Origin of the sequence: Rhodocytophaga rosea (assembly GCF_010119975.1) — a bacterium.
Classification (GTDB): Bacteria; Bacteroidota; Bacteroidia; order Cytophagales; family 172606-1; genus Rhodocytophaga; species Rhodocytophaga rosea.
This window is the reverse complement of the sequence record NZ_CP048222.1, coordinates 3,952,087-3,963,847: the sequence shown is the minus strand read 5'-3', so window position 1 is coordinate 3,963,847 and position 11,761 is coordinate 3,952,087. Positions and strand designations below refer to the sequence as shown.

Annotated in this window: 10 protein-coding genes; 2 read left to right on the top strand and 8 right to left on the bottom strand. The window is 38.6% G+C overall.

Features of this window, described 5'->3' with window-relative positions; genetic code table 11:
- Positions 1-18: 18 nt before the first annotated feature.
- A complete protein-coding gene (locus GXP67_RS16400) occupies positions 19-399 on the bottom strand; it encodes a hypothetical protein (protein ID WP_162444123.1) in 381 nt (126 codons plus the stop codon).
- 520 nt (positions 400-919) lie between these two features.
- Here GXP67_RS16400 and GXP67_RS16395 point away from each other — a divergent pair.
- Together GXP67_RS16395 and GXP67_RS16390 are read left to right on the top strand one after the other, a co-directional pair.
- Complete coding sequence (locus GXP67_RS16395; protein WP_162444122.1) at positions 920-2,599, top strand: L,D-transpeptidase family protein; 1,680 nt, start codon at positions 920-922, stop codon at positions 2,597-2,599.
- A 154-nt stretch (positions 2,600-2,753) separates the two neighbouring features.
- The gene (locus GXP67_RS16390; RefSeq protein ID WP_162444121.1) at positions 2,754-3,305 is read left to right on the top strand and encodes a C40 family peptidase; all 552 of its coding nucleotides are present in this window, start codon (positions 2,754-2,756) and stop codon (positions 3,303-3,305) included.
- 104 nt (positions 3,306-3,409) lie between these two features.
- Here the strand turns inward: GXP67_RS16390 and GXP67_RS16385 are convergent, their stop codons facing one another.
- The 7 genes from GXP67_RS16385 to GXP67_RS16355 all read right to left on the bottom strand — a co-directional run bounded on the left by GXP67_RS16385 (position 3,410) and on the right by GXP67_RS16355 (position 11,719).
- Positions 3,410-4,066, bottom strand: a complete 657-nt coding sequence (locus GXP67_RS16385; RefSeq protein ID WP_162444120.1) for a DedA family protein — start codon at positions 4,064-4,066, stop codon at positions 3,410-3,412.
- 211 nt (positions 4,067-4,277) lie between these two features.
- Positions 4,278-5,048, bottom strand: coding sequence for a phosphosulfolactate synthase (locus GXP67_RS16380; protein ID WP_162444119.1), 771 nt, complete (start codon positions 5,046-5,048; stop codon positions 4,278-4,280).
- A 207-nt stretch (positions 5,049-5,255) separates the two neighbouring features.
- Complete coding sequence (locus tag GXP67_RS16375; RefSeq protein WP_162444118.1) at positions 5,256-6,665, bottom strand: tetratricopeptide repeat protein; 1,410 nt, start codon at positions 6,663-6,665, stop codon at positions 5,256-5,258.
- Between the two features lie 69 nt (positions 6,666-6,734).
- Complete coding sequence (locus tag GXP67_RS16370) at positions 6,735-7,703, bottom strand: SDR family NAD(P)-dependent oxidoreductase (RefSeq protein WP_162444117.1); 969 nt, start codon at positions 7,701-7,703, stop codon at positions 6,735-6,737.
- 50 nt (positions 7,704-7,753) lie between these two features.
- Positions 7,754-8,494, bottom strand: coding sequence for a tyrosine-protein phosphatase (locus tag GXP67_RS16365; protein WP_232065242.1), 741 nt, complete (start codon positions 8,492-8,494; stop codon positions 7,754-7,756).
- Complete coding sequence (locus tag GXP67_RS16360) at positions 8,491-10,932, bottom strand: GumC family protein (protein ID WP_162444116.1); 2,442 nt, start codon at positions 10,930-10,932, stop codon at positions 8,491-8,493. The genes GXP67_RS16365 and GXP67_RS16360 overlap by 4 nt, the downstream gene beginning before the upstream one ends.
- 19 nt (positions 10,933-10,951) lie before the next feature.
- A complete protein-coding gene (locus GXP67_RS16355) occupies positions 10,952-11,719 on the bottom strand; it encodes a polysaccharide biosynthesis/export family protein (RefSeq protein ID WP_162444115.1) in 768 nt (255 codons plus the stop codon).
- Positions 11,720-11,761: the final 42 nt, after the last annotated feature.

Below are 11,761 nucleotides of genomic sequence, written 5' to 3'. Positions count from 1 at the left end.
GGTAAGAGCAGATTGTTCTTACCTGATTCTTTGTTTTTGTACAGATGACTTATGAGCCATATATAAATGAACAAGGGTTTTAAAATCTTCAAAATAGCGGACAATTATTACTCTGTGTCCATCATCCCGCAAATAGGACATTTTTATTTTATCGTCAGTACAGAGATCGTCTCCAGGTTTCTTAAACCAGATGTACAAGCTCTTCCACGGACCAGCAGCAACTGGTAACTGCATGGAATATAAAGCATTAGATACAGTTGCAGGTTGCAGGCCTAGCGCATCTTCCAGGTGTTGTTTTTTTGCCTGAGCCGGAAGATTTAATCTGAAGTAATTATTTCTGAACCAGATTTCGCAATCTGCCAGTAACCTGCTTTCATAGGTATAGAAACCATTTTTCATGTCAGTAAAAAATATTAAATATTAAAATTGTAGCTAAGCAACCGCTTATAAATCCAACAGCAATACCGGCAAGCAGAGAGGAAAAATTAATTACAGGGGTATGTTTTGAGTTCATAGGTGTTAAAGGTTTAATAGGTAATTTAATTTAAGTATATTTTTCATTAGAAAAATCACATTTCGATTAACTGTTTTTTTTCTTCGATGATAAGTTGAGAAACAAATTATTTTAATTTAAAAGATCGGCTCTTGAAAAGTCCTTGCTTGTACATATTTTTATTTCATAGGTAAGAAAAAGCGCATAAGTCTTTTTCAATTCATTTACAAGCAGATACCTAATTCGAAAAAATCAATTCTGATTTTCTCTGGCAATAAAAATCTCATCCACATACCATTCTAATAATTGTATTCATAATAAGACTTACGCTGTATTCTGACCACTTCTGATAAGGTCTACTACTTTCTGCCAATAATTGCGTATAACAAGGATATGAACTATCTAAAATATATATCAATACCTTATATGCGTATAACCCATAAATATATCTGGATGTTTCTGAGCATCTTACTTATATATTCCTGTAAGCCGGGCGACACAAAAGATAAAAGAAAAAAGGAAGTACAGGCGGAAATGCAGGCACAAATTTCAAGCCTGAAAAGTGCTGTTTACTTTAAAGATAAAGCCATCCGTTCTTATCTAAAAGAAGAACTAGAAACTTTCTATAAAAATAGAAAATACAAACTAGCTTGGATGACAAGTGATAAAATCTTACCTCAGTCCGATTCTCTGATACAGGCTATTATGCAGGCGCCAACAGATGGATTAGAAACCAGCAACTATGAACTGCAGGAGATTCAAGCATTACAACGGGAGCTGTTTTCTGCAGAAAAGTCCAAACAGGATACATTAAGTCTACGAAAGCTGGTGCAGCTGGATTTTAAAATGACAGCTTCGTACCTGACCTATGCTTCACACCTGTTGTCTGGCAGAATTGATCCGGCCAAGTTAGATACCTTATGGATTACATATCCACGGAAAAAAGATCTGGCTGTTCATCTGGATGAAGCCATCAAGAAGAATCGCATTTATGGCTCCCTCCAGGAATTATCTCCGGTAGTAGATCAATACAAACAATTGAAAAAACAACTTGCCCTTTACAGGCGCATTGCCAAATCTGGTGGGTGGCCTGCTATGAAAACTGTTACAACAGTAAATATGGGCACTGCTAATGAACCAGTCCATGCCTTATGGAACCGGTTAGGTATGAGTGGCGACCTGGATACGACCGCAGCAAGTATGCCTGTATTTGACAATGCCATGAAAGAAGCTTTGAAGAAATTCCAGCAACGCTATGGTATAAACCCTGATGGAAAGCTGAATGCTGAAACACTTGCCAGGCTAAACGAACCTGTAGAACGTACCATAGAACTTATAGAGCTAAATATGGAACGCATCCGCTGGGCACCAGATAGTATAGAAAACACTTATATATGGGTGAATGTACCAGAATACACTTTGAAAGTATTTTCCAAGGGGAAAAAAGAAGAAGAAATGCGTGTAATCGTAGGAAAAGATTATGCTTCTACGCCGGTTTTCAGCGATACACTGGAATATATTGTGTTCAGCCCCGATTGGACAGTGCCTTCTACTATTGCCAAAAATGAAATACTTCCTATTCTTCAGCACAATCCGGATTATCTGATGAGCAATAATATGGCGGTATATGAAACCTGGAAGGAATCTGATACACTGGCTCTTGACCCTCTGTCAACTGACTGGTCGCAGTTTACTCCGGAAACATTTACTTACCGGATTGTACAGAAACCGGGTCCGGAAAATCCATTGGGGCAAGTAAAATTTATGCTACCCAACGACTTATCTGTGTATCTGCATGATACCCCGAATCATACACTGTTTAAACGGGAAGAGCGGAATTTAAGTCATGGATGTGTCCGGCTGGAAAAACCTGTTGACCTTGCCATGTACCTATTGAACTGGAACGAAGAACAAGTGACTGAAAAAATAAATCAGCCTGAACCTATTAAACAAAAGCTACCTAAAAAATGGCCGGTTCAGATTGTCTATCGTACCGCCTGGGTAGATGAAAAAGGCATACTTAATTTCAGAGATGATATTTATGGGCATGATAAGAAACAGCTTAATGCCATTACTAAGAAAGAGGATCAGCTAAGTAAGCTATGATTCAGGCTTGATGCAAATATCTTAAAAATCTGTTTTGAGAATAGCAAATATTACCAGGTTGAAAGCTGGAGCCTACTAAAATTGCTTGAGGAAGCATGATTTAATTGCCATCTTTCAAACTAATGAATAATTAACTATCAAAATTCAACCAGAAATGATTCGGTATTTTTATAGATCTGTAATTGTTTTGCCTGCACTGATTAGCCTGAACTTGTTTTTATGGTCTTGTAATCAGTCTTCACAAGAGGAAATTATATTTTCAGAATCATCGGATGCTGACCAGAATGATAGTATACCAATCCCTGTAACATTAGGCGAGCAAGTAATTAGGTATGCTACTACCTTACTTAATACACCCTACAAAATTGCCGGAAAAGACAGCCTCGGTTTCGATTGCTCTGGATTTGTATCGTATGTTTTTAAAAAGTATGGTGTAGAGGTTCCTTCTTCTTCCAGGCACATTGCCCGGTTAGGAAATAAAATATCAATAGAAGAGGCTCATCCGGGAGATCTGGTATTTTTCCGAGGCACTGATCCAAACAGTACAGAAGTGGGTCACATAGGCATTGTAGTGTCTGCACAGGGTGAACCTATCAAGTTTATTCATTCTTCTTCCGCTCAAGCTTCTCCCTATGTGAAGTATGATTCTCTTTCAAAACCTAATTATAACCGCCGGTTTATTATGGTAAAGAGGATTATTGACTAATAAATTATCTAAAATCAATTGTCTTAGATAAAATCCAATGGTATCCTCAAGACAAAGGCCCGGATTAAATCCGGGCCTTTGTCTTGAGGATCGTTTTGTAAGAATTATTTAGTTACAGTTTTTTTAGAAAATTTCTGTTTGATAAACTCAATAATGGGTGGTAAAATAGAAATGAAAATAATAGCGAATATAACTATTGTGAAATTCTTTTTTACAAAGGGCAGATTGCCGAAGAAATAACCAATTATTGTAAAGGCAACTACCCACAAAAATCCACCGATAATATTATAAGAAATAAACCGGCTGTATTTCATGGTTCCAACACCTGCAACAAAGGGAGCAAATGTACGGATGATAGGGATAAAACGGGCAAATATGATAGTTTTGCCTCCATGCTTCTCATAAAATGCCTGCGTTTGTAACAGATATTCGCGTTTCAGAAACCGGTAATCCCGTTTAAACACTTTAGGCCCAAAATAATCTCCTATGGTATAGTTAAGTGTATCTCCCAGGAAAGCAGCAACAAAAAGCAATCCCATCAGCAATACTACATTTAAATCATTGGCGGGATTGGCAGCTAAGGCACCAGCAGCAAAAAGTAAAGAGTCGCCAGGTAAAAAAGGCATAACAACCAGCCCGGTTTCTACAAAAATAACCAGAAACAAGATGAGGTATGTCCAGGTGCCGTATTCTGAAATAATCTGAGTGAGGTATTTGTCGAGATGAAGGAAAACATCAATTACTTGTGAGAGAAATTCCATGAAAATAAATTAGAATGAACAGAGCATGAAAGATTTAGAACTACAAAAGTAGGAATTTATTAGTATAATCCGGTTTTTCTGTGTTTCCAAATCTTTACTTTTATCTTACATGTTCCAAATGTAACCTTAATCATTATAACGCTTATGGTAGCTCTTAAGTGTAAATTTTAAAAGCCGGAACATAGCTTTTCGGTATATCAGTTCACTACTTCTACTTTCCATTCATCGATAAAAAGTCACTGAAAGTATCACCTCTCAGGCCTAATCGGATAGTTTCCAGAGGTATTACTTCATTGGGAGCAATGTTGCCTAAATTTACATTAGAACCCAATAATTTAATAAACCAGACTTGTTGAGCTTTCTGAGGTGCCTCCCAGATGATTTTTTCAAATGGAATCTTTGTAAGAATTTCTTCCACTAATCCTGAACGGACTTCGCCCGTAGAGCGGAACAAGCCTACATTACCTCCTTCTCTTGCTTCTCCTATCACTTTCCAGGCGCCGGCATCTAGTTCAGCCTGCATCAAAGTAATCCATTTATAGGGTGGAATAATTTTCTGGTCATCTTTCGAACCTACCTCCGATAAAACTGTTACCTGCTTGGAAAGCGTACGAATATACTGGCATTTTTCTTCATGATTCATTTCCAGCGAACCATCAGAAACTTCAGCATAACTCATATCAAACTTATCCAGTACCCGGCGATAATCCTCAAACTGCCCCCGGATAATAAAAGCCTCGAAGAGAGTACCACCAAAATAGGTAGGAATGCCTGCTTGTTTGTATATATTTAATTTATCTTTCAGATTGGGTGTAACGTACGAAGTTGCCCAGCCTAGTTTCACCACATCTACATATTCACTACCCACCGCTAAAAAATCCTCTACTTCTCTTGGGCTTAAGCCTTTATCCATTACCATGGTAAAACCTGTCTGGCGTGGTTTAAGTGTGCGTTCAGGAATGTTTTTTAATTCGTAATTCATGGATATACAATTAATTTCAAGTTTACATGCGTTTTACCGCAAAAGGACATCCCACTATCTTTATGAACTTAATTAAAGTACAAATAGTAAAACTCTCCTTTATTTGACTTAGTCTGTTTTACACATTCTAAATGTGAATACAAAAAAAATGAGGTTTTATAAAAAACCTCACAAAGTAACTAAATACTAACGACTATTTGATAAAACTTACTTATCATTTCTGTATTGGTCAATAATTTTGTACAGTGCTTTCTGTGTTTCCAGTTCCGGAAAGAACTCAAACAGATAGGTATGTTTGTCAAAATCAAGTATAAGTGCATTTTCCAGAAACTGAAAAGCTTCCTTGTATTTACCATCATGAATTAAGTAAGCAGTAGCCCGGTAATACAACTCAGCTTCTTCCGGCATTTCTTCTATGGCTTCTTCTATCAAACCAATGGCTTTGCTGTAATCTCCTTGTTCATACAGCAACAGCGACCAGTTAAGCCATACATCCGGATTAGCAGGCTCTAGCTGACTGGCATGTTCATAAGCTTCCAGACTGGATACAATATTACCTACCTGGGCTTCGGCTTCAGCAACAGCCAGCCAATATTCATAATTTTCAGGGTTCAGCTGAATAGCTTTCCGGAAGAAATGAATGGCTTCAAACCATTTTTCCTGTGCATCCAGACACATGCCGATGCCATACCAGCCTTCATCCCACAGACTATCAATTTTAACGGCTTTTTTATAGTAGGTAATTGCTATGTCAAACTGGCCGGTACGTTCGTAAGTAGCTGCCAGGCAACAAAAAGTTTCCGGGTTAGGCTCATCCTTTTCCAGTTCAAGGGTTTTCTTATAGGATTCTTTGGCCTGCTGATACTCTTCCAGATTCATATACGCATTGCCCATATTATAATAGGCAGAAGCAAAATCTTCTTTAATCAATACCGCATATTCATAGGCTTTCACTGCATCGGTAAAACGCTCCAATTTACTATAAGCAATACCAATATTGTACCAGGCATTATGCGAATAAGGGTCATTGTCAATGAATTGCTGATAGTAGGATAAACTTTCCTCCAGTTCGCCAGTAATATCTAAGCAGAATGCCAGTTCATACAAAGCATTCTCATTATTGATATTGCAGTTAATCGCATTTTTGTAATTCTCGATGGCCAGGTCGTATTTCCCCCAGCTCTGGTAAGCCAGACCTATATTGTAATATACATCATCTTTCTCCTCCGACCATAACAGTACATTCTCCAGTACTTCTACCGATTTTTCATAATCGCCAATCAACGAAAGTACAGTGCCTCTCAGAAACATCACTTCTGTATCATTAGGATTAAATAAGGAGGCTTTGTCCAATAATTCCAGAGCATCTTCGAAATTCTGGGTATTAACCAGTAACTGAGATTTGTCCAGCATAATTTCCACAGAATATGGATACTGTTCGAGGGCATAGTTGCAGGCAGTGAGTGCTTTCTGATAATTTCCTTCATCCATATACTGGCCGATTGCAGATTCATATATTTCCAGGTCAAGAAAAACAGGCCCGCCTTCTTTCAGCATTTCTTCAAATCTGCGAACGGCATCCTGTCCCTCTTCTTTGTCTTTAAATTCGTTTCCCATTATCTGATTTGTTAATTCGTTAAAATATGTACCAAACAAGTAGTGCTTCCCAATATATCGCTACCTGTTTTATTTACTAAGCTTCATGCATGTCCAGCCGATAGTATCCTCTAGTGTTCTGAACGTATACTGCAGCTTTTGTTGTACTTTCTGGTTAGTATAAAAATAATCTTTTTGAGCAAGTAAGGCAGTCTCCCGGGTAACCAGCGGCGAACTTCCGCTGATTAAACTTCTCAGAAATTCCAGCCGCCAGGCAATTTGAGCCATAAGCGGTGAAACCTGTATAGCAGGTTTTTTCTTACCAAACGCAGCTGCTATTTTTCCAAACAAGTCTTTTATTTTTATGCTTCCTGCATTCAATATAAACCTTTCCGATGTAATTTCAGAATTTATTAGCCTAAAAATAATATCAGCAACGTCTCTAACATCTACATAGTTCATACTACCTGCTGTATAAAAAGGCTTTTCGTCCCATATATACTTAAACAATTTTGTGCTGCTTTTGTGCCAGTTTCCTGGCCCCAATATTACCGAAGGATTTACAATTACTGCAGACAGTCCTTCAGCAATCCCCCGCCATACCTCTAACTCAGCCAGGTACTTGCTTTTGGCGTAGTAAGAATTATAAGGAGATTCTTCCCATTGAGATTCTTCACTGACCTCCCAAATATTTTTTTTCCGACCGATTGCTGCTATCGAACTTACAAAACACAATTTTTTTATTCCTGTTGCCAGGCAAGTGTTCACCACATTAGAAGTACCCTCTACGTTTATTTTCAGCATACTTTCCTGATCGGCAGGAGTAAAAGATACAATAGCTGCTGCATGAATAACAGCATCAGCTCCTTGCATGGCAGCGGTAAGTTGCGCCAGATCGAGTACATCGCCTTCTATCCATTCAATAGCTGAGGCAATGTCAGCCACCAAACTCAGGTCACTGTCGGTTCTTTTTAAGGCACGTATCTTAAATCCTTCCTGTAGGAACTTTCTGGCTATGAAACTGCCAACCAGGCCATTACAGCCAGTAATTACTATCATACGGAAAAAGTTAAGGATGAAAACAGGAACTGAACTTACTGCCGGTTTATTTAGATCTTATGATTTAGCAGGCCAGCCTCCAGTAATTTAGAATAATATTTTTTTGATTTAGCCATCTGTAGCCCTTTGATGTGCTTAATGGCATGACAGTCGGTGCCGGCAAAATGCACCATTTTCAGGTCAATTAACCGTTCGGCCAGTAATTGTGCAGGAACTGAATAATAGCCTGATAATGAATTTATATTTATCTGAAGCAAAACTCCGTTCTGGAATAACTCAGTACATTTGGCAAAATTATCCTGCAAGTACATATATCTTTCCGGATGCGCCAATACTGGTTTATAATGTAAAGACTGCATCAGAAAGATAGCTTCATGCAAATTTACCGGCTGATTGATAAATGAAGTTTCAAAGAGCAGATACCGGTCGCCAAAAGTTAATAAAGGTTCTTCCTTTTTGAGTTTTTCAATGAAAAATTCATCCAGGTAATATTCAGCTGCCGCTTCTATTTCAATCGGCCATCCCTGCAGAGCTACAGCCTCCTTCACTTCTGCTAATTTTCCAAGAATAATTTCCGGAGTATTCTTGAAAAAATCGCTCATCACATGAGGGGTAGCGATTAGCTTTTTATAGCCAGATTCCATTAATTTCTGGATCAACAACAACGATTCCACCATATCCGAAGCCCCATCATCAATACCAGGCAAAAAATGAGCGTGCATATCTGTTGTGATCGCAACAGCATTTTTACCATTTAATTTACTGGCGCTTCGTTTAAAGAACGAGATCATTTGCTTTTGGCTAGCAAGCCTTTAAATTTCTTTGCATTCGATGCCTCTGCATTGTCATCATCTGCATATCCCTGATAATAGCTGTAATCGTATCCATATCCATACTGGCTCAGGTGACGGAAAGCATTCAGGATAATAGAAAGTTTACTGAAATTATTATTTTTAATCAATTTATTCACGTTTTTGGCAAAATATCTTTTTGAATAATCCGCCCGAATCACATATACTGGTAGATCAGCCCGCTTCATCACCAGTATCCCATCAGTAACCAGTCCAACCGGCGGTGTATCAATAACAATAACATCGTATAATTGGTGCAGTTCCTGTAATAAAATATCAAATTCGGGCCGGAGGAGTAATTCAGAAGGATTAGGAGGCGTTGGTCCGGCACCAATAAAATCCAGGGAATCAATCGGAGTTTTCCGAACACATTCTGCCAGCTTATGCTTACCAATCAGAATTGTACTAATACCATTGTAATTTTCTTCCTCAAAGGCCAGATGGATTTTAGGCTTGCGCATATCAAGGTCAATAATTACCACTTTTGTATCAGATAACGCAATTACTCCACCAAGGTTAAGGGCAACAAACGTTTTTCCTTCACCACTTACTGTTGAGGTTACAGCGATAATTCTTTTCTTCTTACCAGCTGGCAACACAAATTCCATATTTGTCCGGATGGTTCGGAAAGCTTCGCTGATAGATGCTCTGGGGTTGCGGTTTACAATCAACCTGGATGTGTCCATTTTCTCTTTGGAATAAATCGGAATAGCTCCCAGGATAGGTGCCGTAGTGGTTCGCTCCAGTTCCCGCTGGTTAGAAATGGTATCGTGCAGAATGTATTTTAAAGTAAGCGCTACCATACTGATAAGTAAGCCAAATGCACCTGCCCCGGCATATACCATCACCCGGTTGGGATATATAGGATTGGTTGGGGTGCTGGCAGGGGAGAGAATAACAAACTCTGGAACTGTGCCTGCCTCAGCAATACCTAATTCCGCTTTTCTATCCATAATCAGCAGATAGTACTTCTCATATAGGTCATAAAAACGCTGTATTTTGGTATATTGTGTACCTTTAGATGGAAGATCAGTTAGTTTGTTCTCTAATTCATTGATTTTATCATTAGTCATCCGGATTTTTTCCAGCAATATTTTCCTGTCCTGGTCAATAAGTTCTGAAATACTGTTTTTTGCTATTTCAATTGCCTGATTCTTCGATTGAATCGCAAATGTAGTTGACTTACTTGAGGCCAACGCAAGTGCTTTTTCCTGCTGTAACTTATTAATATTTTGAGTAAGCTCACCTAATTGTTGATCAGTAAGCAATGGTATAGAAGGAATGAAAGAAGCCAGATCGCCTTCTGTCTCAATAATATTTTGCAAATTTCTAAGCAGAGAAAGCTGGCTGTTTAATTCTGTCCGCTGCTTATTAAGCTCCTCAATATTAGTGACAAACTTGCTAACATCTGATTTTACATCGGTGGTCCGGTTTTTTACAATAAAATCTTCCTGCTCGAGTTCGTATTTTTCCAGATTTTTTTCTGTAGCCAGAAGCTGACCTTCCAGAAACTCAATTTTCTTCTTATTAGAGGTATTTTTAATCTCCAGCGTCTTAGTTAAATAGACACTGTCAATGGTATTTACTATATCACGGGCTTTGGCAATACTATGATCTTTAAAAGAAATACCGAGGCTATTGGCCATCTGGTTGAGTACATCTACGCGGATATTGGAAGCTAAGTAGTTGATTAGCGCTCCGGCACTGTTGATTCGGAAATAATACTTGTTGTTGTCTAGCTCTGATGAATACTGTGCAGTAGTATCTATTGTAAAACGGAAATTATCCAGATTTACAGCCTGGCCAAATGTATAGGTATTACTCACATCATTACTCCCCTGCTTATAAGTCAACTCATACTGCGAGTTATTTAACAATTGTACATCAAATGGCCGGTCATAGGGTACATTGCTGGTGGCATCAAAGTTCACTATAAAAGGTGAATTTTTGTATCTTTCTTCTTCCAGAATTTGTCCGTATGCATAATAACTGACAGACATATCCATTCGCTTGATCACTTCATCATAAATAAGTTTGGAACGGATAAGCTCTATTTCACCCGACAAGTTAGCAGACATGTCTTCCACCGCATTTACTCCGTTTAATCCCAGTACACTAGCCTCCCGCTTTACTTCCAGTTTAATACTAGAGGAAGATTCATATAAGGGCTTTGTATACCGCAGATATAGGTATCCGCCCAGCAAGGAGATCATTGGGATTAGAATCAGCCAGAATATATTTCTTTTTAAGATGTGGTACAGCCGTATCAAATCCAGCCCACCCAGTAAGGTATCCTCTTCTTCCTGCTCTGCCTGCCGGTTAAAGGAAATCATCTGGGGTTCTTCTACATCCGGACCTTTACCATTATTTATTGACATATTGTTTCTACTATTTATTTCATAAACGTTGTGCAAGAACAATTAATGTAACAATAGACGTAAGCAAGCTTAATATAGGTGTAACTTCTGCCAGTGTTTCGCGGAATAAACGGCGGGATGGTTCTATATACACAATATCATTAGGTTGCAACGTAAGGTCAGCCTTGCGCATACCTTCAATGGTAGATAAGTCTATCACATGTACTTCAGGATTATTCAAATCTCCCCGGATTAAGCGGATATCGCCAACACGTGCATTGTCACCTATGCCCCCGCTTAATGCTATTATTTCAATCAAGCTCATACTTTCATTCGTTAAGGGTATTACTAAACCTCTATTGGGAGCCAGCACTACTACTCTTTTATTGGCAAAACGGGTACTTACAAAAGGTTCTTCATAAAAAGCAGTAAACGCCTGCTCTAATAAACTATCGGCCTTGTATAAGGTAAATCCTTCTAATTGTACTAAGCCGACCATCGGCAATTTCACAAAACCATTATTCTGCACCAGAAAACGGGCTGGCTGTGCCTGCTGAAGATTATTCTGATTGGTACCTGTACCAGCATTTTCAATATTGAGGTTAATCATTCTTTCGCCCTTATTTGAATACAGGCTTACTTCCAGGTAATCATTTTTTTGAATCACATAATTTTTTTCGGCCTGATTTACTGATACAGCTAAGCCTGCCGGAATTCTGGAAGTTTCAGTTTTAAACATCACATGCTGCCGCATATTGCAGGAAGAAAGTAACAGAATAACTATATATAAAAAGAAATGTTGGGCCATCTGAGCAGGGTTCTTTGCGCCGGGTATAAAATGCAGGCAATT

Bases quoted from the DNA above. Each gene is read 5' to 3' on its own strand.
- GXP67_RS16355 (WP_162444115.1), bottom strand. From the start codon at position 11,719: ATGGCCCAACATTTCTTTTTATATATAGTTATTCTGTTACTTTCTTCC.
- GXP67_RS16395 (WP_162444122.1), top strand. From the start codon at position 920: ATGCGTATAACCCATAAATATATCTGGATGTTTCTGAGCATCTTACTT.
- GXP67_RS16390 (WP_162444121.1), top strand. From the start codon at position 2,754: ATGATTCGGTATTTTTATAGATCTGTAATTGTTTTGCCTGCACTGATT.
- GXP67_RS16370 (WP_162444117.1), bottom strand. From the start codon at position 7,703: ATGATAGTAATTACTGGCTGTAATGGCCTGGTTGGCAGTTTCATAGCC.
- GXP67_RS16380 (WP_162444119.1), bottom strand. From the start codon at position 5,048: ATGAATTACGAATTAAAAAACATTCCTGAACGCACACTTAAACCACGC.
- GXP67_RS16360 (WP_162444116.1), bottom strand. From the start codon at position 10,932: ATGTCAATAAATAATGGTAAAGGTCCGGATGTAGAAGAACCCCAGATG.
- GXP67_RS16375 (WP_162444118.1), bottom strand. From the start codon at position 6,665: ATGGGAAACGAATTTAAAGACAAAGAAGAGGGACAGGATGCCGTTCGC.
- GXP67_RS16385 (WP_162444120.1), bottom strand. From the start codon at position 4,066: ATGGAATTTCTCTCACAAGTAATTGATGTTTTCCTTCATCTCGACAAA.
- GXP67_RS16365 (WP_232065242.1), bottom strand. From the start codon at position 8,494: ATGATCTCGTTCTTTAAACGAAGCGCCAGTAAATTAAATGGTAAAAAT.
- GXP67_RS16400 (WP_162444123.1), bottom strand. From the start codon at position 399: ATGAAAAATGGTTTCTATACCTATGAAAGCAGGTTACTGGCAGATTGC.